We start from the raw sequence: 24,592 nt of genomic DNA on the forward strand, positions 1-24,592 counted from the left end.
TCAGCCCTTCTCGCGCGCCATGCGGATCAGATCCCGCACGTCCATGGTCTTGATGGCTTCGCGCCGGTCCGGCTCGGCGGGCGCCGGCGCGTCCGGTTCGGCGAGCCGCAGCAGCGCCTCCAGCAGGCCGGCCTCCCGGAACCGTTCCGCCGGAACCGAAGCCAGTACGCGGCGCAGCCTGGCCTCTTCGGAGTCGTCCTGCGCTTCCGGGAGCAGTTCGGTCCGCAGATATCCCGACAGCGCGGCGGGTGTCGGGTAGTCGAACACCAGGGTCGCGGGCAGCCGCAGCCCGGTGGCCCCGGTCAGCCGGTTGCGCAGCTCGACCGCGGTCAGCGAATCGAACCCGAGTTCGCGGAACGCCCGGGTCGCCTCGACGGCCTCGGTCCCGTGGTGCCCGAGTACCGCGGCGACGTGCGTCCGGACCAGCTCGGTCAGCTCGTGCTCGCGGGCCGACTCCGGGAGTCCGGCGAGCCGTTCGCGCAGTTCGCCGGCCGAGCTCGCGTCCGGTTCGGCGACCGCGTCGGCCGAGTCCAGGACGCGCCGGACCTCCGGCAGCTCGTCGAGCAGCGGGCGGCGCCGAGCCAGGGCGAACGCGGGAACGAAACGCTCCCAGTCCATGTCGGCCACCGCGAGGAAGGTCTCGTCGTGGTCGAGCGCATGCTGTAGCGCGGTGATCGCCAGCGCCGGAGCCATGGTCAGCACACCGCGCCGGGCCAGTTGCTCGCCCACCACGCCGGCGGCCATGCCCGCCTCGCCGCCCCACGAGCCCCAGGCGACCGAGGTCGCCACCTCGCCACGGGCGCGGCGATCGATCGCGACCGCGTCCAGGTAGGCGTTGGCCGCGCCGTAGGCCGCCTGGCCGCCGCTGCCCCAGACGCCCGCGTTCGAGGAGTAGAAGACCAGGGCGTCGAGAGCGCCGGGTTCGATCAGTGCGTCCAAGTTGGCCGCGCCCAGCGATTTCGCGGCGGCGATCGCGTGGAAGCTCGCCAGGTCCGCCTCCGCGATCGGCGCCATCTCACCGGTGCCTGCCGCGTGCACCACGGCGGTCACCGGGAACCGTGCGAGCAGTTCCGCCAGCGCCGCGCGGTCGGCGACATCGCAGGCGGCGATCGTGACCTCGACGCCGAGTTGCCGCAGTTCGCCGGCCAGCTCGTCGGCTCCGGGCGCCCGCGGGCCGCGCCTGCTGGTCAGCACCAGGTGTTCGGCGCCGCCGCGGGCCAGCCAGCGCGCCGCGTGGCCGCCGAGTGCGCCGGTGCCGCCGGTGATGAGCACGGTGCCGCGGGGCTTCCACTCGCGCGGCGCGGGTGTGCCGCCGAGCGGAGCCCGCACCATCCGGCGGCCGAAGGCGCCGGTGGCGCGCACCGCCGCCTGGTCCTCGTCGGCCGAACCCGCCAGCACCGCGACCACATTCGATTCGGCCCGCTCGTCCAGCTCGGCGGGCAGGTCGAGGAGGCCGCCCCACAGTTGCGGGTGTTCCAAGGCGGCGACGCGGCCGAAGCCCCAGGTTTGGGCCTGGATCGGGTTGGTCAGCGGATCGGATCGGGTGACCGAGACCGCGCCGGTGGTCAGCAGCCACACCGGGGTACTGACGCGCAGGTCCGACAGTGCCTGGATCAAGGTGTACGTGGTCGCCAGACCGCTTGGTATCGCGGGATATTCGGGGTGTGGCCGCTCGTCGGACGCGAGCAGGGACACCACGCCGGCGAGTTCGGGCAGCGGCCGCAGGCGATCGGCGAGCACGGCCCGATCGGTGTCGCCGGTGCGCAGCTCGAGTACTTCCGCCCCGTACCGGGTCAGCATTCCGATGATCTGCTCGGTGCGGGCCCGGCCGAGGTCCGCGACCGGGGTGAGCACCAGCCAGGTGCCGGTCAGTGCGGGAGCAGGCTTGCCGGACAACGGTTTCCACGTGATCCGGTAGCGCCACGAGTCGATGGTGGACTGCGCGCGGCGGCTCCGGCGCCAGGCCGAGAGCGCGGGCAGCACTTCGCCCAGTGACTGGTCGCCGTCGACCCGCAGTGTCGCGGCCAGTTCGTCCAGATCGCCGCGCTCGATCGCGTCCCAGAACTCCGCGTCGTCCGCGGCCGGTTCGACCGGTGTCGAGGCCAGCCAGAACCGTTGCCGCTGGAAGGGATAGGTCGGCAGATCCACCCGCCGGCCGCCCGGGAACATCGCGTCCCAGCGCACCGGCACGCCGCGCACCGACGCCTCGGCCAGCGCGGTCAGGAACCGTTGCGGGCCACCGTCTTCGCGGCGCAGCGAGCCGATGACGATCGCGTCCTCGGCGGTTTCCTGCACCGGGACCGCCAGTACCGGATGGGCGCTGGTCTCGATGAACACGCGGTGACCGTCGGCGAGCAACGCGCGGGTGGCCTGCTCGAAGTGGACCGTCTCCCGGAGATTGCGGTACCAGTACTCCGCGCCCAGCTCGGTGGTGTCGATCGGAGCTCCGGTCACCGCGGAGTAGAACGGGATCGCGCCGGCTCGCGGTTGGACGGGGGCCAGGAGTTCGGCGAGCTCGGCGCGGATCGACTCCACGTGCTCGGAGTGCGACGCGTAATCCACCGGAATGCGGCGGGCGCGCACGCCTTCCGCCTCGCACCGTGCCACCAGGGTCGCCAACGCGCCGGGATCACCCGATACGACAACCGAATTCGGGCCGTTCACCGCTGCCAGCGACAGACCATCGGCCAACGGCGTGAGTTCGTCCGCCGATCGAGCGACCGACACCATTCCACCGCGGCCCGACAAGGCCAGCAAAGCCTTGCTGCGCAGCGCGACCACGCGGGCGCCGTCCTGGAGGGACAGACCACCGGCCACCACCGCGGCCGCGATCTCACCTTGGGAATGTCCCACCACCGCAGCGGGTTCGACGCCGTGCGACCGCCACAGCTCGGCCAGCGACACCATCACCGCCCACAACGCGGGCTGGACCACATCGACGCGTTCCAGCATGGCCTCGTCGGCGAGCACATCGAGCAGCCGCCAGTCGGTGAATTCCGCCAATGCCGTCGCGCATTCGCCCAATCGCTCCGCGAATACCGGTGCGGTCCCGGCCAATTCGAGTGCCATACCCGGCCATTGCGAGCCCTGGCCCGGGAAGACGAAGACGGCCTTGCCGGCGTCCGAGGCCACACCTTCGACCAGACCCGCGGACGGCTCGCCCGCGGCGGCCGCGGCCAGTCCCGCGAGCAGTTCCGCCCGGTCGCGGCCGATCACGACGGCCCGGTGCGCGTGCTGTGTTCTGGTGGTGGCCAAGGAGAATCCGATATCGACCGGGTCCAGTTCGGTCACCGAGGCCACCAGCCGCGCGCTCTGGGCGCGCAGCGCCTGCCTGCTGCGCGCGGAGAGCACCAGCGGCACCACCTCGACGGGGGCGGCTGGCGCGGTCGCGTCGACCGTCGGCGCCGCCTGCTCGAGAATGACGTGAGCGTTGGTTCCACTGACGCCGAACGCCGACACGCCGGCCCGGCGGGGCCGGCCGGTTTGCGGCCACTCCCGGTTCTCGGTCAGCACTTCGACCCGGCCGGCCGACCAGTCCACGTGCGGGGTCGGCGCGTCCACGTGCAGCGTTCTGGGCAGCACGCCGTGCTGTAGGGCGAGCACGGTTTTGATCACGCCGGCCACGCCTGCGGCCGTCTGCGCGTGCCCGATATTGGATTTCAGCGAACCGAGCAGCAGCGGCTGCTCGCGATCCTGCCCGTAGGTGGCCAGCAGCGCCTGGGCCTCGATCGGGTCGCCCAGCGTGGTGCCCGTGCCGTGTGCCTCGACGGCGTCCACCTCGGCGGGCGTGAGTCCGGCGTTGGCCAGCGCGTGCCGGATCACCCGTTGCTGGGCCGGGCCGTTCGGCGCGGTCAGCCCGTTGGACGCGCCGTCCTGGTTCACCGCGGAGCCGCGCAGCACCGCCAGCACCTGATGCCCGTTGCGGCGGGCATCGGACAACCGCTCCACCAGCAGCACACCGACGCCCTCGGCCCAGCCCGCGCCGTCGGCGGCGGCGGCGAAGGCCTTGCACCGGCCGTCCCCGGCCAGTCCGCCCTGGCGGCTGAACTCCATGAACATGGCCGGATTGGCCATCACCTGCGATCCGCCGACCAGGGCCAGCGCGCATTCACCGTTGCGCAGCGCCTGACCGGCCAGGTGCAGGGCCACCAGGGACGACGAGCACGCCGTATCCACGGTGACCGCGGGACCTTCCAGGCCGTAGACGTAGGACAACCGGCCCGACATCACCGCGGACATGACACCGGTCAGGGCGTAGCCGTCCGAGGACTGCGCCTCGCCGAGGCCGTAACCGGAGAACGCGGAACCGATGAACACGCCGGTTTCGCTGCCGCGCAGCGACTCCGGGTCGATTCCGGCGCGTTCGAAGGTCTCCCAGGACACTTCGAGCAGCAACCGCTGCTGCGGATCCATCGCCAGCGCTTCCCGCGGCGAGATGCCGAAGAAGCCCGGATCGAAATCCGCCGCGTCGTAGAGGAATCCGCCTTCGAATGTGGTCGCGCGGCCGGGCTCCGGGTCGTACAGGTTCTCCAGATCCCAGCCGCGGTCGGCCGGGAAGACCGAGACCGCGTCGCGGCCGTCGGCGACGAGCCGCCACAGGTCCTCCGGCGAGGTGACTCCGCCGGGGAACCGGCAACCCATGGCGATGATCGCGATCGGGTCGTCGTCCACGACCGAGAACCGCGCGGTCTGCGAAACAGCCGTGCCACCAACGGTTTCCATACGTAGATAGCGGGCGAGAGCGGTCGGTGTCGGATAGTCGAACACCATGGTGGCGGGCAGTTCCAGGCCGGTGCGCGCGGCCAGCCGGTTGCGGAAGTCCACGGCCATCACCGAATCGAAGCCGCTCGCACCGAAGGCTCGCGCGGGGTCGACGGCGTCCGGTCCGGTGTGCCCGAGGACGGCGGCCGCCTGCATCCGGACCAGGTTCAGGACCTCCCGGAGCTGTTCGTCTTTGGTTTTTCCGGCGAGCTGGGCCGCGAGCGCGGGCAGCTCCGGCGCGGTCTGCTCGGACTGCGGCAGCCGGCTCAGCTCGCCAGCCGGTGCGGGCTCCAGCCAGAACCGCTCCCGCTGGAACGCGTAGGTCGGCAGGTCGACCGGCCGGGCCGCGGGCAGCAGCGACTCCCAATCCACGGGGACGCCACGGACATACGCTTCGGCCAGGGACAGGAGCATGCGTTCCGGGCCGCCGTCGCCGCGACGCAGCGAGCCGACCACGATCGCTTCGCTGTCGGCGGCGTCCAAGGTTTCCTGGATCGCCGCGGTCAGTACCGGATGGGCGCTCGTCTCGACGAAGGCCCGGTGTCCGTCGGCGACCAGCGCGCGGGTGGCCTGCTCGAAACGGACGGTCTCGCGCAGGTTCGCATACCAGTAGCCGGCGTTCAGTTCCGCGGTGTCGATCGGTGCGCCGGTCAGCGCCGAGTAGAACGGGATGTCCGAAGAGCGTGGTTCGACAGGCGCCAGCAGTTCGGCCAGTTCGTCGCGGATCGCCTCGACATGCGCCGAATGCGAGGCGTAGTCGACCGGAACACGGCGGGCGCGAATGCCTTTCGTCTCGCACCGGGCCACGAGGGCGTCCAGCGCCGGCGGGTCACCGGAGATCACCACCGAGCCTGGTCCGTTCATCGCCGCCAGCGCCAAGCCTGCCTCCAGCGGCCCCAGGTCGTCGGCGGAGCAGGCGACCGCCACCATTCCGCCGTGCCCGGCCAGGGCGCCGATCGCCTTGCTGCGCAGGGCGACCACACGCGCGCCGTCCAGCAGCGACAGGCCGCCGGACACGACCGCGGCCGCGATCTCGCCCTGCGAATGCCCGACCACCGCGGACGGTTCCACGCCGTGGGAGCGCCACAGCGCGGCGAGCGACACCATCACCGCCCACAGCGCCGGTTGCACCACGTCGACCTGCTCCAGCGCCGCCTCGTCGGCGAGCACGTCGAGCAGCCGCCAGTCGACGAATTCCGCCAGGGCGGCGGCGCATTCGTGCAGACGCTCCGCGAAGACCGGTGCGGACCCGGCCAATTCGAGGGCCATGCCCGGCCACTGCGAGCCCTGGCCCGGGAACACGAAGACGGCTTTGCCGGCGGCGCTGGCTATCCCTTCGACCACCTGGGCGGCAGCGCCGCCCTCGGCGACGGTGCGCAGGCCGGCCAGCAGAGCATCCCGGTCACCGGTCACCACGGCTCGATAGGGGTGGGCGGCGCGCGTCCGCACCAGGGCGACAGCGACTTCCGCTGCCGACAGGTCGGGGCGGCTGTCGAGATGAGCGCGCAGTTTCGACGCCTGGGCCCGCAAGGCGCGAGCGCTGCCGCCGGACAACACCCACGGAAGCAGCGGCGCGACACCGTAATCCGGTTCTTCGGAGACAGCATGATCCGCGGGCGCCTGCTCGAGGATGGTGTGCACGTTGGTGCCGCTGATCCCGAAGGAGGACACGCCCGCGCGCCGCGGCCGATCCGATTCCGGCCACGGCGTCGGCTCGGTGACCAGGTCGACCGCACCCGACGACCAGTCGACGTGTGGCGATGGCGCAGCCACATGCAGGGTCTTCGGCAGCATGCCGTGCTGGAGTGCGAGCACCATTTTCATCAGCCCGGCCACACCGGCCGCGGACTGGGTGTGCCCGATATTCGATTTGATCGAGCCGAGCAGCAGCGGACGGTCCCGATCCTGGCCGTAGGTGGCCAGCAGGGCTTGCGCCTCGATCGGATCACCCAGCGCCGTGCCGGTGCCGTGTGCTTCCACCGCGTCGACATCCGCGGTGGACAGCCCGGCTGCGGCGAGCGCCTGCCGGATCACGCGCTGCTGCGAGGGACCGTTCGGCGCGGTCAAGCCGTTCGACGCGCCGTCCTGGTTCACCGCGCTGCCCCGCACCACCGCCAGCACCTGATGGCCGTTGCGGCGCGCATCCGAAAGCCGCTCCACCAGTAGAACTCCGACGCCTTCGCCCCAGCCGGTACCGTCCGCGGCCGCGGCGAACGCCTTGCAGCGGCCGTCCGCCGCCACGCCGCGTTGCCGGGAGAACTCCACGAAGATGCCCGGGGTGGACATCACGGTCACGCCGCCGGCCAGGGCCATCGAGCATTCGTTGCGGCGCAACGATTCACAGGCCAGGTGCAGGGCGACCAGGGACGACGAGCAGGCGGTGTCCACCGTGAGGGCGGGCCCCTCCAGACCGAGCACGTAGGCAACACGGCCGGAGATCACGCTGCCGGTGTTGCCGGTCAGCAGGTAGCCCTCGACTCCTTCCGGAGCCGAGTACCCGCCCGCACCGTAGCCCGAGGTGGCCGCGCCGATGAATACACCGGTCCGGCTGCCGCGCAGCGCGGTCGGTGCGATCGCCGCTCGCTCGAGCAACTCCCACGAGGCCTCCAGCAGCAGGCGCTGCTGCGGGTCCATCGCGAGCGCTTCGCGCGGCGAGATACCGAAGAAGCTCGCGTCGAATTCGGTTGCGCTGTCTACGAATCCGCCTTCCACGGCACCGGCGGTGGCCGCGTCTACATCCCAGCCGCGGTCGGCCGGGAACGGTGTGACGGCGTCGCCGCCCTCGGCCAGCAGCCGCCACAGTTCTTCCGGGGAGTTCGCGCCGCCGGGGAATCGGCAGCTCATGGCGACGATGGCGATCGGGTCGTCGGCGCTCGCCGCCGTCGGCGCGGTCGCGACCGGTTCTGTTGCCGCGCCGAATAATTCGGCGTGCAGGTACTCCGCCAGCGTGCGTAGGGTCGGATGGTCGAAGACCAGGGTGGCGGGGAGACGGAGCCCGGTCTCGGCGGTCAGGCGATTGCGCAGCTCGACCGCGGTCAGTGAGTCGAAGCCGATCTCGTTGAACGGCCGCGACGGATCGACGGCGTCGGCGCGGACGTGGCCGAGCACGGTCGCGGTATGGCTGATCACCAGGTCCAGCAGGGCTTGGCGGCGCTGGTTTTCGGACAGTCGGCCCAGGGGTGACGATCCGTTCGCGGCGACCGTGCTCGCGCTGCGCCGGGTGGGACGGGCCAGGCCGCGCAGCAGTGCGGGCAGTTCGCCCGACAGCTGCGCGGTGTCCAGCCGTAGCGGCACCAGCACCGGCTCGCCGAGGTCACGCGCGGCGTCGAACAGCGCGAGCCCTTCGGCGGTCGTGAGCGCGACGCTGCCGGCGCGGGCCATCCTGGCGAGGTCGGCCGCGCCGAGCCGGCCGGTGATCCCGCTGCGCTGCTCCCACATTCCCCAGGCCAGGGCGGTACCTGCCAGGCCCGCGGCACGGCGCCGCCGGGCCAGCTCGTCCAGGAAGACGTTCGCGGCGGCGTAGTTGCCCTGCCCCGCGTTCCCGAAAATCCCTGCGGCGGAGGAGAACAGCACGAACTCGGACAGGTCCAGATCCCACGTCAGCTCGTGCAGGTTCCAGGCGGCGTCCACCTTCGGGCGCAGCACGGCAGCCAGCCGCTCGGGGGTCAAGGATTCGACGAGCGCGTCGTCGATCACGCCGGCCGCGTGCACGACTCCGGTCAGGTCCGCGATTCCGGCCAGCAGCCGGGCCGCCGCGTCGCGATCCGCGAGATCGCAGGCGGCGACGGTGACCTCGGCTCCCGCAGCGCGTAGTTCGGCGGTCAGTTCCTCGGGCACGACGCCCCGGCGGCCGGTCAGCACGAGCCGCCGGACGCCGTGTTCGGCGACCAGGTGGCGGGCGATCAGGCCACCGAGTACGCCGGTGCCGCCGGTGATGAGGAACGTGCCGGGCGCGGGCGGCGCGGGCACGGTCAGCACGACCTTGCCGATGTGCCGAGCCTGGCTGACGAAGCGGAAGGCTTCCTTCGCCTGCCGGATGTCCCAGGTGGTCACCGGAAGTGGTTGCAGTGCACCGGTTTCGAAGAGCGCGACGAGCTCGCTCAACATCTGCCCGATCCGCTCGGGCCCGGCCTCGATCAGATCGAACGCCTGATACGAGACGCCCTCGTGCGCCCGCGCCACCGCTTCGGGGTCGCGGATATCGGTTTTGCCGATCTCCAGGAACCGGCCGCCGCGCGGCAGCAGACGCAGCGTGGCGTCGACGAACTCGCGGGCGAGCGAGTCGACCACGACGTCGACCCCGCGGCCCGCGGTGGCGGTGCGGAACTGCTCTTCGAACGCGAGGGTCCGCGAGGAGGCGATATGCGAATCCGGCAGTCCCAGTTCTCGCAGGGTGCCCCATTTGGCGTCGCTCGCCGTGCCGAACACCTCGGCACCCAGATGCCGCGCCAGCTGCACCGCGGCCATACCGACCCCGCCCGCCGCCGCGTGCACGAGCACCGACGTTCCCGGCCCGACCTCGGCAAGGTCGACGAGCCCGTAATAGGCGGTCAGGAACACGATCGCGGTCGAGGCCCCCTGCGTGAACGTCCACCCCGCAGGCATTTTCGTGATCAACCGCCGATCAGCCACCGTCATCGGCCCGAACGCCCCGGACAGCAGCCCCATCACCCGGTCCCCCGCCACGAGATCATCCACACCCGGACCGACCTCGACCACAACCCCGGCCCCCTCCAGCCCGAGCAGCCCAGCCTCGCCCGGATACATCCCGAGCGCATTGAGCACATCCCGGAAGTTCACACCGGCCGCCCGCACGGCAACCCGCACCTGCCCGGCCCCCAGAGCCGCGAGTGCGTCCGAATCCGGCACCAGACAAAGGTTTTCCAGGGTTCCCTGCGCCGCGATGTCTAGTCGCCACGCGGCTTCGCCCACCGGAGGCGTGAGCACATCCTGCCTCACCGCCCGCACCAGTCGTGGCGCGAACACCCTTCCGGAGCGAACCGCGGCCTGCGGTTCACCGGTCGCAAGCACCGCGGCCAGCACGGTCGCCAGCGTCCCGGCACCGCTTACTTCAGCCGCATCGGGCGCGCCATCCACCTTCACGACGCGGCCCACATCGGCTGCGCCACCCACGCTCAGCGGGTCGTCCGAGACGATTGGGGCGTCAGCAGTTGCAGAGCCAGCCATTTCGACTGCATACGCGTTCAGGAGGTCGACCGTATTCGCGGTGCCGTCGATGGGGACGTCCACAATTGCGGTGCGGTCCACGTCGACGAGCATGATGCGGCCGGGGTTCTCGGACTGGGCTGATCGCGCGAGTCCCCAGACCGCGGATTGTGCGAGATCGGTGACGTCGTCGCCCGGCTGGGCGGAGATTGCGCCGCGGGTGACGATGATCAGGCGGGCGTTGTCCGGGTGGTTCTCGTCGAGCCAGGTTTGCACCGCGTGCAGGGCGCGTCGTGTCGCGGTGTGCACTGTGTCGACAACGTCGCCTGATTCCTGGGGGCACACGTACACGGTGCTCTGATTATTGGTATTCGATTGTGGGACAGGTACTTCTGTCCATTCGACGCGGAACAGCGAGTCTCGGTGCGGGGTTCGCTGCATGCGGCCGGTGTCGACCGGACGCACCGTCAGGGACTCGATCGAGGCGACCGGGCCGCCTGCCGCGTCGGTGATGCGAAGTGAGATGGAATCTCGGCCGGCGGGTGTGATGACGACTCGTAGGGCGGTGGCTTCGGTGGCGTAGAGGGATACGCCGGTCCATACGAAGGGCAGGTGGGCCGTGTGTTCGCGTTCCACGAATCCGCCGAGTGCGCTCGCGTGGAGTGCGGCGTCCAGGAGTGCCGGGTGCAGGCCGAAGCCGGTGGCATCGCCTACTGGCAGGACGACTTCCGCGTAGACCTCCGTGCCGGTCTTCCAGGCCGAACGCAGGCCGCGGAAGGCTGAGCCGTAGTTCAGGTCCGCGTCGGCGAACGCCGTGTACAGCTCGTCGATGTCTGTGCCGATCGCGTCTGCCGGGGGCCACTGGGGCAGGTCCGAAGCTGCTGCCGGCTCGGCCGAGTGGCCGGTGGTGGGAGCCAGCGTGCCCGTGGCGTGCGAGATCCAGGGCTCGTCGCCTGGGCTGGAGAAGACCGAGAGTGCTCGGTGTCCGGAGTCGTCCGGATCGCCGACCAGCACTTGCAGCCGGACCTGGGTGTGCTCGGGCAGGATCAGCGGCGTCGCGAGGGTCAACTCGACTACCCGTCCGCAGCCGACCTGGTCGCCTGCGCGCAGCGCGAGTTCCAGGAATCCGGTGCCGGGGAAGACCACCGCTCCGCCGAAGACGTGATCGGCCAGCCAGGGTTGCGCCGCTACGGATAGGCGCGCGGTGAACAGCGCGCCGTTCGCGTCGGCGGGTTCCACGACCGCGCCGAGTAGCGGGTGCTCCGCGGAGGTCAGACCCGCCGCGGCGACGTCGCCCGCTGCCAGCGTCGGCCAATACCGCTCGCGCTGGAAGGGGTAGGTGGGCAAGTCGATTCGGCGCGCGCCGGTTCCCTCGTAGCGGGCCGACCAAGCAACCGGCGCACCGGCAACGTACAGCTGGGAAAGCGCGGTCAGGAGCGTGACTTCCTCGCCGCGGTCCTTGCGCAGCAACGGAACCGACGGCACGTCGACAGTGTCCTGGGCCATTGCCGACAGCACGCCGTCCGGCCCCAGCTCCAGCAGCATGGTCGCACCGGCGTCGGTCAACGTCCGCACGCCGGCGGCGAATCGCACCGCCTCGCGGACGTGGCGCACCCAGTACTCGGCGTCGACGCGATCCACGAACTCGCCGGTCAGGTTGGACACCAATGGAATTCGCGGCTGCTCGTAGGACAGGCCCGCCACGATCTCACGGAACGCGTCCAGCATCGGATCCATGCGCGGCGAGTGGAAGGCATGGCTCACCCGCAGACGCTTGGTCTTCCGGTCCGCGAATCGCGCCACGACCGCGTCGACCGCGTCCTCGTCTCCGGAGACCACCACCGAGTTCGGGCCGTTGACCGCCGCGATGCTCACCCGCGCGGACAGCAGCGGAGCGATCTCCGCCTCCGTCGCCGTGATCGCGACCATCGCACCGCCCGCCGGCAGCTCCTGCATCAGGCGGCCCCGCGCGGCGACGAGCGTGCACGCGTCCGCGAGGGAGAAAACGCCGGCGAGGTAGGCGGCGGAGATCTCCCCGATCGAATGCCCGGCGACGAAATCCGGTGCGACACCCCATGACTGGAGCAGCCGGAACAGCGCTACCTCGAGCGCGAACAGTCCGGCCTGGGTGAATTCCGTCCGGTCGAGCAGCTCGCCGTCGCGGAACAGCGCCTCGCGCAACGGACCGTCGAAATGCCCGCACACCTCGTCCAGGGCCTCGGCGAACACGGGGAACCGGCCGTACAGCTCCCGGCCCATACCCGGCCGCTGCGAACCCTGTCCCGAGAACAGGAACGCCACGGACTGTTCGGCTGCCACACCGCGCGCGACTTCGGAAATCCCGTCGCCGGTGGACAGCAGGACCGCCCGATGGTCGAGCCGCGATCGCCGCAGCAGCGAGTATCCGATATCGAACGGGGACAGCTCATCGCGTTGTTCCACCAGAGCCCGGAGTTGAGACACCTGCTCCGTCAGCGCGTTCGGAGTCTTCGCCGACAACACCCACGGCGCGCTCCCCGCCGGGACGTCTCGTTCCGGCTCCCGCTCCGCCGCGAATTCCTCCAGGATCACGTGGGCGTTGGTGCCGCTGATACCGAACGAGGACACACCCGTCCGGCGCGGCCGCTCCGTCTCCGGCCAGGCCAGCTGCTCGGTGAGCAGTTCCACCGCGCCCGCCGACCAGTCCACATGCGACGAGGGCCGGTCCACATGCAGGGTTTTCGGCAGCACACCGTGCCGCATCGCCAGGACCATCTTGATCACCCCGGCGGCGCCGGCGGCCGCCTGGGTGTGCCCGAGGTTCGACTTGATCGAGCCCAGCCGGATCGGCCGATCCCGGTCCTGGCCGTAGGTGGCCAGCAGGGCCTGCGCCTCGATCGGATCGCCCAGCACCGTGCCGGTGCCGTGCGCTTCGACCGCGTCCACGTCGGCAGCCGACAGCCCCGCGGCGGCCAGCGCCTGCCGGATCACCCGCTGCTGCGACGGACCGTTCGGAGCCGTCAGCCCATTGGACGCACCGTCCTGATTGACCGCAGAACCCCGCACCACGGCCAAGATCTCGTGCCCGTTGCGCTGCGCGTCGGAGAGCCGTTCGACCACCAGCACGCCGGCGCCCTCGGACCACCCGGTGCCGTCGGCCGCGTCCGCGAACGCCTTGATCCGCCCGTCCGGCGCCAGCCCGCCCTGCCGGGAGAACTCGAGGAAGCCGCCCGGCGTCGACATCACGGTCACTCCGCCGACAAGTGCCAGCGTGCACTCACCGCCGCGCAACGCCTGCCCGGCCAGATGCAGGGCGACCAGCGACGACGAACACGCGGTGTCGACGGTGACCGCCGGGCCTTCCAGACCGAGCGCGTAGGAGATCCGGCCCGACAGCACGCTTGCCGTGACACCGGTCGCGGCATATCCCGCCAGGTCCTCCCGCGCGTTCGACACCAGCGCGATGTAGTCCTGGCCGTTGGTGCCGGTGTAGACCCCGACGCGCCCGCGGTGCAAGGACTCCGGGTCGATTCCGGCCCGTTCCAGTGCTTCCCATGAGGTTTCCAGCAGCAGTCGCTGCTGCGGATCCATCGCGAGGGCCTCGCGCGGCGAGATGCCGAAGAAACCGGCGTCGAATTCGGTGGCATCGTCGAGGAAGGAGCCCGAACGGGTGGACAGGCGGTCCGCGCCGAACAGGCTCGCGGTGTCCCAGCCCCGGTCGGCGGGGAATCCGGCGACGGTGTCCCGCTCGGTGAGCAGGAGATCCCACAGGTCTTCCGGGGAGCGCACGCCGCCGGGGAAGCGGCAGGCCATTCCGATGATCGCGATCGGCTCATCCGTCGCGGCGGCGCCGCCGGTGTCGCTGGTTTCGCTTGTGCCGCCGAGGAATTCGGCGAGGGCCAACGGAGTCGGATAGTCGAACACCACGGTGGCGGGCAGGCGCTGCCCGGTCGCCGCGGCGAGCCGGTTTCGCAGGTCGACCGAGGTCACCGAGTCGAAGCCGAGATCCTTGAATGCCTTTGCCGGAGCGACGGCCTCGGCGTCGGCATACCCGAGCACGGTCGCGACCTGCTGCCGCACCAGCCGCAACAGCGACTGTCCGCTGAGCTCGGCCGGCGCGGCCACGGCGGCGGCGGGGAACAGGTCGGCCAGCAGCGGGCTCGGCCTGGTGGCGGTGAAGGCCACCGAGAACCGCGTCCACTCGATATCGGCGACCGTCAGGGCTGTTTCGTCGCTGCCGAGGGCCTGGCCCAATGCCGCGACCGCCAGTTCCGGCGTCATTTCCGGCACCCCGTGCCGCCGGGCGGTCTCCCCCACTCCGCTTTCGGCCATGCCGTCCCCGGCCCAGGGACCCCAGGCGATCGCGGTGGCGGGCAGCCCGAGGGACCGCCGATACTGCGCCAGCGCGTCGAGGTACGCGTTGCCCGGCGCGTAGTTCCCTTGGCCCGGCGTCCCGATCACTCCGGCAAGGGAGGAGAACACCACGAACGCGGACAGGTTCCGGTCCATCGTGAGCTCATGCAGGTGCCACGCCGCCTGCGCTTTCACCCGGAGCACCCGATCGACCTGCTCGACGGCCAGCCCGTCCACCAGGCCGTCGTCGAGTACCGCCGCCGTGTGCACCACCGCGTCCAACGACGGCAGTCCCGAAATCAGCGCGGCGAGCGCGGCGCGGTCGGCCACATCACAGGCGACAACGGTGATCTCGGCCCCGAGCTCCCGCAGCTCGGCCGCCAGCTGCTCGGCGCCCGGCGCCCCAGGCCCGCGGCGACTCGCCAGCACCACGTGCTCGGCGCCGCCGGAAGCCAGCCACCGGGCGGTATGCGCGCCCAGCGCGCCCGTGCCACCGGTCACCAGCACGGTCCCCGACGGCGTCCAGCCCGCGGGGTGCTCCGGGCGGGGGTGCGCCCGAACGAGTCTGCGGCCGAACACGCCGTCCGCGCGCACCGCGACCTGGTCCTCGGCGCCCGACAGAACGCCGATCAGCCTGTCCACCACCGCCGTCTCCGCCTGCTCCGGCAGATCCACCAGGCCGCCCCACCGGTCCGGAAGTTCCAGTGCCGCAACCCGGCCCAGGCCCCATACCAGTGCCTGGCCGGGCACGGATGCCTCGTCGCCGACGGCTACCGCGCCACGAGTCGCACACCACAGCGGAGCCTCGATGCCCGCCGCGCCCAGCGCCTGCACCAGCGCCAAGTTCAGCGCGAACCCCTGCGGCACCGCCGAATAGACCGGGTGCGCCGCTTCGTCCAGAGCCAGCAGCGACAGCACACCGTCGACCGCGCCGACGCCGGCCAGCCGCGCCGCGATATCGTCGCTTGCCGAGAGCCGGAGCACCTCGGCCCCGCGCTCGGCCAGCGCGGCGGTGAATTCGGTCTCCTCGGCCGGAGCGACCACCAGCCAAGCGCCGGGCCACCGGGACCCGGCCTCGGGCACCGGCCGCCACTCGATCCGGTATCGCCACCCCTCCGCGCCACCGTCCGCGATCGCTTGATCCAGCCAGAACCGCTGGCGCTCGAAGGGATACGTGGGCAGATCGACCAGGCGCGTACCCGGGAACAGCGCGGGCCAGTCGACCGGCACGCCACCGGCGAACGCCTCGCCGAGCGAGGTCAGGAACCGGCGCAGCGCACCGTCGTCGCGACGCAGCGACCCCACCGCGACCGCGCCTTCGGCCGTCTCCTGGATCGCGGCGGTCAGCACCGGGTGCGCACTCGTCTCGACGAACGCGCCGTGGCCGTCCGCGACCAGCGCGCGGGTGGCCTGCTCGAACCGCACCGTCTGCCGCAGATTGCGGTACCAGTACTCGCCGTCCAGTTCGGTGGTATCCAGCAGCTTTCCGGTCACGGTCGAATAGAACGGGATCGCACCCGGTCGCGGCTGGACCGGGGCCAGCAGTTCGGCGAGCTCGGCTCGGAGCGATTCCACGTGCACCGAGTGCGACGCGTAATCCACCGGAATACGCCGCGCACGAACACCTTCCGCCGCACAGCGTGCGAGCAAGGCGTCCAACGCGCCCGGATCACCGGACACCACAACGGAATTGGGGCCGTTGACCGCCGCCAGCGCCAGCCCCTCGCCCAACGGGCCCAGGTCCGCCGCCGACCGCGAGACCGACACCATTCCGCCGCGACCGGACAAGGCCAGCAGAGCCCGGCTGCGCAGGGCGACCACGCGCGCACCATCCGCCAGGGACAACCCGCCCGCCACCACGGCGGCCGCTATCTCACCCTGTGAATGGCCGACCACCGCAGCAGGTTCCACGCCATGGGAGCGCCACAGCGCGGCGAGGGAGACCATCACCGCCCACAAGGCCGGCTGCACCACATCGACCCGCTCCAGCGCCGCCGCGTCGGCGAGCACATCCAGCAGACGCCACTCGGCATAGGGCTCCAACGCCGCGGCGCACTCCCCCAGCCGCTGCGCGAACACCGGCGCGGAGGCCGCGAGTTCCAATGCCATGCCCGGCCACTGCGAACCCTGACCGGGAAATACGAACACGACCTTGCCGCCGTCGCCGAGCACGCCGGGGACGGACGAACCATCCGCCACCGCGGCCAGACCCGCGAGCAACTCGGCACGATTCCCGCCGACAACCACCGCGCGACTGTCCAGCACCGATCGGGCGGTCAGCGAACCACCGATATCGGCGAGCTCGAGGTCCGGCGCGCCCTCGGCGAACGTCCGCAACCGCTGCGCTTGCGCCCGCACCGCTGCCGCCGTCTTCGCCGACAGCACCCACGGCACCACCGGCAGGGCGTTGCGCGCCTGCGGCACAGCCGTTTCCGCGTCAGCCGGCTCTTCGAGAATTACGTGCGCGTTGGTGCCGCTGACACCGAAGGCCGAGACGCCGGCCCGCCGGGGGTCGGCACGCCGCGGCCAGTCCTGGTTCTCGGTCAGCAGTTCGACCGCGCCGGCCGACCAATCCACCTGCGGCGTCGGCTCGTTCGCGTGCAGGGTCCGCGGCAGCACACCGTGCCGGAGTGCCTGCACCATCTTGATCACGCCGGCGACACCCGCCGCCGCCTGCGTGTGACCGATATTGGACTTCAGCGAACCCAGCCACAGCGGACGATCCCGGTCCTGACCATAGGTCGCCAGCAACGCTTGGGCCTCGATCGGATCACCCAGGGTCGTGCCGGTGCCGTGGGCCTCCACCGCGTCGATGTCCCGCGCGGACAGTCGCGCGTTGGCCAGCGCCTTACGGATAACCCGTTGCTGCGAAGGACCATTCGGCGCGGTCAGGCCGTTCGACGCGCCGTCCTGGTTGACCGCCGTGCCGCGCACCACCGCGAGCACCGGGTGACCGTTGCGGCGCGCGTCGGAAAGCCGCTCGATCAGCAGCACGCCGGCGCCCTCGGCCCAGCCGGTGCCGTCGGCGGCCGCCGCGAACGCCTTGCAGCGGCCGTCCGGGGACAGCCCGCCCTGCCGCGCGAATTCGGCGAACATGGCCGGAGTCGGCATCACCGTCACGCCGCCGACCAACGCCAGCGACGATTCACCTTGCCGCAGTGAATGACTGGCGAGGTGCAGGGCGACGAGCGAGGACGAGCACGCGGTGTCCAGGGTGACGGCGGGTCCTTCGAAGCCGAAGAAATAGGCGACCCGGCCGGAGACCACGCTGGTCGCCCCGCCGGTGAGCGCGAATCCCGCGATCAGGTCCTGGTCGGCGAACGCACCGTAGCCGGAGGCGGCCGCGCCGGTGAACACCCCGACCTGATTGCCGCGCAACGTGACCGGATCGATCCCGGCGCGTTCGATGGCCTCCCAGGAGGTTTCCAGCAGCAGCCGCTGCTGCGGGTCCATGGCGAGTGCCTCGCGCGGCGAGATCCCGAAGAAGGCGGCGTCGAATTCGGCTGCGTCGTAGAGGAATCCGCCCAGGCGCGGATAGCTCGGGTCCACCGGCCAGCCGCGGTCGGCCGGGAAGTCCGCGATCGCGTCGACACCGCCCGCGGCGACCTGCCACAGGTCCTCCGGCGACCGGACGCCGCCGGGGAAGCGGCAGCTCATCCCGATGATCGCGATCGGCTCCTGCTCCCGTGATTCGGCTTCGATCAGCCGCTGCCGGGTCTGCTGGAGATCCGCGGCGACCCGCTTGAGGTAGTCGCGGAGCTTGGTCTCGTTGCTCGTCTGCTCGTTACCCATCAAGACACCTGCAAATCGTTGTCGATAAAGTCGAACAGTTCGTCGTCGGTTTCCGCCGCCAGCACTGAACCGTCTGTCTCCGTGGCTATTTGGTTGTCGCCCCACTTCAGGAGCAGGGACTGCAGCCGCGCGGTGATCTGGGCCCGTTCGGCCGCGGAGGTGGTGAGGTCGGACAGCAGGTCGCCGAGCCGGTCGACCTCGCGCAGCGCGACCGTGGCGGAGGCGACGCCGTCCGGGGCGATCTCGGCGCGCAGATAGCTCGCGACGGCCAGCGCGGTGGGATGGTCGAACACCAGCGTCGCGGGCAACCGCAAGCCCGTCGCCGTGCTCAACCGGTTGCGCAGCTCCACCGAGGTCAGCGAGTCGAAGCCGAGGTCGCGGAACGACCGCTCCCGGTCCACCGCGTCGGCGCCGGAGTAGCCGAGAACGGCGGCCACCTGGGTGGCGACCAGCTCGGTCAGCAGCGCGTCGGCGTCGTCGGCGGGCAGTCCGGCCAGTCGATCGCGCAGCGTGGCGGCCGCGACGCCGGTGCCGGCCGCCACGACTCGGCGGGCCGAGGCCCGGATCAGCCCGCGCAGCAAGGGATTGGGTGCGGTCTGCGCCCGCAGCGCGGCCAGGTCCAGGTGCATCGGCGCGAGGGCGGCGGCACCGGTGGCCAGGGCCGCGTCGAACAGCGCCAGCCCCTCCGCCGAGGACAGCGCCCGGACGCCACCGCGTGCCATCCGGCGCAGGTCGGCCGCGCCGAGATCGCCGGTGAGGGCGCTGCGCTGCGCCCACATGCCCCACGCCAGCGAGGTGGCGGCCAGCCCGTCGGCCCGCCGCCGGTGCGCCAGCGCGTCCAAGAAGGCGTTGGCGGCCGCGTAGTTGCCCTGCCCGGGTGCGCCGAACAAGCCGGAAGCCGAGGAGAACAGCACGAACTCGGCCAGGTTCAGGTGCTCGGTTTCCCGGTGCAGGTTCCAGGCGGCATCGACCTTGGGACGCAGCACGGTGTCGATCCGCTCGGGCGTCAGCGAGGCGATCATCCCGTCGTCGATGACACCGGCCGCGTGCACCACCGCGGTCAGCGGATGCGCCGCGGGAATGGTGGCGAGCAGGTCGCGCAGGGACTCCCGATCCGCGACGTCGCAGGCCGCCATGGTCACCGTGGCGCCGAGCTCGGTGAGCTCGGCGACCAGCTCGGGTGCTACGCCCCGGCGGCTGGTCAGCAGCAGGTTGCGTACTCCGCGCTCGGTGACCAGATGTCGGGCCACCAGTCCGCCGAGCGTTCCGCTGGCACCCGTAATCAGCACTGTCCCTTGCGCTTCCAGCGCAGTGGGCACGGTGAGTACGACCTTGCCGATGTGTCGGGCCCGGCTGACGAATCGGAACGCCTCTGGTGCGCGCCGGATATCCCAGGTGGCGATCGGCAGTGGGCGCAACGCGCCGGATTCGAACAGCCGCATGAGCTCTTCGAGTAGCTGCCGGATGCGGTCGGGACCAGCGTCGAAGAGTTCGAAAGCCTGGTAGGACACGCCCGGATGGCTAGCTGCGACCGCTTCGGGGTCCCGGACATCGGTCTTGCCCATCTCGATGAACCGGCCGCCGCGCGGCAGCAGCCGCAGTGAGGCGTCCACGAAGTCACCCGCCAACGCATCCAGCACCACGTCGACACCGCGACCGTCGGTGCGGGTGAGGAATTCGTCCGCGAAGTCCAGAGCCCGGGACGATGCGATGTGGTCGTCGGCAAGGCCCTGTGCGCGCAGCGAGTCCTGTTTCGACGGGCTCGCGGTACCGAAGACTTCGACACCCCAGTGCCGCGCCAACTGCACCGCCGCCATGCCGACTCCACCAGCAGCCGCATGCACCAGCAGAGATTCCCCGGGCTGAAGCCGCGCGAGATCGACCAATGCGTAGTAGGCGGTCAGGAAGACCACCGGCACCGACGCGCCCTCCGCGAAAGACCATGCGGGCGGCAACTTCACGATCACTCGCCGGTCAGCGACCACCGTCGGGCCGAACGCCCAGGGCAGCACGCCCATCACCCGGTCACCGACCACGAAATCAGTGACACCGGGCCCTATCTCGGTAACGATCCCCGCGCCTTCGACACCGATCGGTCCGGCCTCGCCGGGATACATGCCCAGGGCGTTCAGGACGTCCCGGAAATTGAGCCCGGCAGCACGGACCGAGATCCGGACCTCGCCCGGCGCAAGGGTTTCGACCGCTCCCGGGTGCGAGACAAGAGCCAGATTCTCCAGCGTGCCTTTGCCGATGCTGTCCAACCGCCACGAGGTCGCATCGGCCGGCGGGGTGAGTGCCCCTGCCGCCCGAACGAGTCGCGGCACCAGGACCGCTCCCGATCGCACAGCCACCTGGGGCTCTCCGCAAGCAAGCACGGCGGCCAAGTCGCCGGAGTCCGGCGCTGCGGCCAAGTCGCCCGAATTTCCGTGGTCCGGTGCGGCAGCCGAGTCAGCGGACAGGTCGGCAAGCACGAACCGGCCGGGGTTCTCCGACTGTGCCGACCGGACCAGTCCCCACACCGCCGCACCCGCGAGATCGGTTGGGGCATCATCGGATTCGGTGCTGACCGCGTTCTTCGTCACTACGACGAGCTGGGATGTGGCGAATTGTTCACCAGCTGACCAGGATTGGAGGAGCCCGAGCATCCGGTGAGTTGCGGCACGGACAGCGTCCGGGGTGTCCCCCGGTTCGGTTGTCACGACCACCGCGCCTGGCACGGGATCGAGCGATTCGAGGGAGTCGTCGCCCAGGGCGATCCAGTCGCCCGACCATGCGGCTGTCTCAGAAGTCTCTTCCCATTCCAGTCGCCACAGCGAGTCGCGATGGCGGGATTCGCCGAGTTGGTCGGCGGAAGCGGCTCGCAGCGCCAGGGATTCGACGGCGGCCACTGGGTGGCCGGTGTCGTCGGCCAGGTGGAGGGCGACTGTGTCCGCGGTGGACCTGGATAGACGGACACGCAGGGTGTGGGCTCCCGAGGCGTACAGGGAGACGCCGGTCCAGGAGAACGGCAGTGCACCGGTTTCACCGGACTCGGGAATGCAGCCCAGGGCGTGTAGTGCGGAGTCGAACAGGGCGGGGTGGAGGCCGAAGGCGTCGTCTCGGTAGTCCTCGGGCAGGTCGACTTCGGCGAAGAGTTCGGTGTCCAGACGCCACGCTCGGCGCAGTCCTTGGAAGGACGGGCCGTAGGCGAAGCCGCGTTCGGCGAAGCTTTCGTAGCAGCCATCCACCGCCAGCGGCTGCGCGCCCTCCGGTGGCCAGGTGGTCAGATCGAACGAGGCCGAGCGGGCTTCGGGTCCGAGCACGCCGGTGGCGTGGCGGGTCCAGTCCGTGGAACCGTCCGCCGTGGAATGGATCGTCACCGATCGCCTGCCGGTGTCGTCCGGGGCCGCGACCGCGACCTGGAGCTGGATCGCGCCGTGCTCGGGCAGGACCAGCGGCGTCGCGAGGGTGAGGTCTTCGACGGCCGGGCAGCCGATTTGGTCGCCCGCGCGGATCGCCAGCTCCACCAACGCCGTTCCGGGTAGCAGGACCGAGCCGAGCACCGTGTGATCGGCCAGCCATGGGTGGGTTTCCAGGGACAGCCTGCCGGTCAGTAGTGCGCCTTCCGATTCGGGCAGCAGCACCGCGGCGCCCAGTAGTGGATGATCCGCCGCGCTCAGGCCCGCTGAGGTGACGTCCCCGGTGACAGCGGCGGCTTTGGGCCAGAAATGGCGGTGCTGGAAGGCGTAGGTCGGCAGATCGACTGTGCGGGCGCTCGGGAAGATCGCCGCCCAGTCCGGGCTGATTCCCCAGGTATGCAGTTGTGCCACAGCGGATATCACCGCCTCCGGCTCCGGCCTTTGCTTGCGCAGCAGCGGTGTGCACCCTGTATCGGGTGCACAGTCCCGTCCCATCGCGGTCAGGGTGCCGTCGGGGCCCAGCTCCAGGAGCGTGCGGACGCCGAGGTCGGACAGGCATCGCATACCGTCGGCGAAGCGCACGGATTCCCGCACGTGCGTCACCCAGTACTCGGCGTCGTAATCCGCTATCAGCGCACCGGTCGCGTTGGACACCAACGGGATTCGCGGCTTCTCGTAGGACAGCCCGGCCGCCACGCGCCGGAACTCCGCCAGCATCGGCTCCATCCGGGCTGAGTGGAAAGCATGAGAAACACTCAGCCGCTTGGCTTTCCGGTCGCCAGCCACTGACAGCACCGCATCCTCGTCACCGGACAACACCACCGAATTCGGACCGTTGATCGCGGCGATACTCACCCCGTCGACCAGCAGCGGGCGAATCTCGTCTTCGGAGGCTTGCACCGCGACCATCACGCCGCCGGCCGGCAGCGCTTGCATCAACCGGCCCCGCGCAGTGACCAGCGCCGCGGCATCTTCCAGTGACAGCACCCCACCGACATGAGCCGCGGCCAGTTCACCGATCGAGTGTCCGAGCAGGTAGTCAGGTCGCAGACCCCAACTCTCAGCGAGCCGGAACAGCCCAACCTCCAGCGCGAACAGCCCCGCCTGCGCGAAATCGGTGCGGTTCAACAGCTCAACGTCAGCGCCCCAGATCACTTCCCGCAGCGGCAGATCCACCGCCGCGCAGACCTCGTCGAAAGCCGCCGCGAAGACCGGGAACGCATCGTACAGTTCACGGCCCATACCGAGCCGCTGCGAACCCTGACCCGAAAACAGGAACGCCAGTTTGCCTTTCGTCACCGTCCCCTGGATCGCGGGAGCGGAAAGTCCCGATAGCAACTCCGAGTGATCGCGCCCGATGACCGCCGTGCGATACGGGTGCGCGGTCCGGGTAGTAGCCAGCGACCACCCGACGTCGGCCACCGCGAACTCCGGATGCCGCTCCAGGTGCTCGCGTAGCCGAGCCACCTGATCGTTCAGCGCGGGCTCACTCTTCGCCGAAATCACCCACGGCACGGGCGCATTCACCACGACAGGCCGATCCGGTACCTCTTCGGGCCCGTCCCGGTGCGCTTCCAGAATCACGTGCGCGTTCGTGCCGCTCACACCGAACGACGAGATTCCGGCGCGACGCGGACGACCCGGCTCGGGCCAGTCCCGCGATTCGGTCAGCAGCGACACCGCGCCCGCCGACCAATCCACATACGTGGATGGCTCCTCGGCATGCAATGTCTTCGGCAGGACACCGTGCCGCATGGCCATGATCATCTTGATCAGGCCCGCCGCGCCCGCGGCCGCCTGCGTGTGCCCGATATTGGACTTGACGGAACCCAGCCACAGCGGCCGGTCCCGGTCCTGGCCGTAGGTGGCGAGCAGGGCCTGCGCTTCGATCGGATCGCCCAGAGTCGTTCCGGTGCCGTGGCCTTCGACGACATCCACCTCCGTGGCCGCCAGCCCGGCCGCCGCCAGCGCCTGCCGGATCACCCGCTGCTGCGCGGGCCCGTTGGGGGCGGTCAGCCCGTTCGACGCGCCGTCCTGGTTGATCGCCGAACCACGCACCACCGCCAGCACCCGGTGCCCATTGCGGCGGGCGTCGGAGAGTCGCTCCACCACGAGCATCCCGACACCCTCACCCCAGCCGGTGCCCGCGGCGGCCTCGGAGAACGCCCGGCACCGGCCATCCGGGGACAGGCCGCGCTGCCGAGAGAAGCCCACGAACACACCCGGCGTCGACATCACGGTCACGCCGCCGGCCAGCGCGAGCGAGCATTCACCGGCACGCAGCGACTGCGCCGCCCAGTGCAGGGCGACCAGCGAGGACGAGCACGCGGTGTCCACCGTGACCGCGGGACCCTCGAGCCCGAAGGTGTAGGCGACCCGGCCCGAGGCGATCGCGCCGCCGAATCCCATCGAGCCTTCGAAGTTGTCCGCGGCCCGCTCGACCACGTTCGCGTAGTCCGCGTACATCACGCCCGCGAACACGCCGGTCTTGCTGCCCCGCAACGACTCCGGGTCGATCCCGGATCGCTCGATCGCCTCCAGTGAGGCTTCCAGCAGCAGCCGGTGCTGAGCATCGGTCGCCATCGCCTCGCGGGGCGACATGCCGAAGAACTCGGGGTCGAATTCGGCGGCGTCGTGCAGGAATCCGCCCTCGCGGGTGTAGGAGGTGCCCAGCCGGTCCGGGTCGGGATCGTAGAGCGCGTCGACGTCCCAGCCGCGGTCGCGGGGGAACTCCGAGATCGCGTCCGTCCCGGCGGCGATCAGATCCCATAGTTGCTCGGGTGTCGTCACGCCGCCGGGATAGCGGCAGGCCATCCCGATGATCGCGATCGGCTCGTCCGCCGAGATCGCGGTCGCGGCGGGCGCCGCGTCGACATCGGCGGCGGCACTGAACATTTCCGAGCGCAGATAGTCGGCGAGGGCGACCGGCGTCGGGTAGTCGAACACCAGGGTCGCGGGCAGCCGCAGCCCGGTCACCGCGCCCAGCCGGTTGCGCAGATCGACCGCGGTGAGCGAGTCGAAACCGATCTCGCCGAACGCGCGCTCGGTGTCGACCGCGTCCGCGCCCGCGTGACCGAGTACCGCGGCGACCTGTGTGGTCACCAGCTCCAGTAGTGCGCGGTCTCGCTCCGCTCCGGTCAGCC

At 70.9% G+C, this 24,592-nt stretch carries 2 protein-coding genes (1 of these 2 cut by a window edge); both read right to left on the reverse strand.

From position 1 onward, the window contains the following. Positions 1-18,051: a type I polyketide synthase gene (locus AB0M14_RS35900; RefSeq protein WP_365004016.1), complete on the reverse strand. Its 18,051-nt coding sequence runs from the start codon at positions 18,049-18,051 to the stop codon at positions 1-3. After that, positions 18,051-24,592 carry the 3' portion of an SDR family NAD(P)-dependent oxidoreductase gene (locus AB0M14_RS35905; RefSeq protein WP_365004020.1) on the reverse strand. It continues 5,152 nt past the right edge of the window, so only the last 6,542 of its 11,694 coding nucleotides appear in the window; its start codon lies beyond the right edge, outside the window — the gene reads right to left on this strand; it ends in the stop codon at positions 18,051-18,053. Before AB0M14_RS35905 ends, AB0M14_RS35900 begins: the two co-directional genes overlap by 1 nt.

Source organism: Nocardia sp. NPDC051832 (assembly GCF_040681285.1).
In the GTDB taxonomy this organism is placed as follows: domain Bacteria; phylum Actinomycetota; class Actinomycetes; order Mycobacteriales; family Mycobacteriaceae; genus Nocardia.

Coding starts and splice junctions, on each gene's coding strand:
- AB0M14_RS35900 (WP_365004016.1), bottom strand. CDS start 18,051: ATGGGTAACGAGCAGACGAGCAACGAGACCAAGCTCCGCGACTACCTC.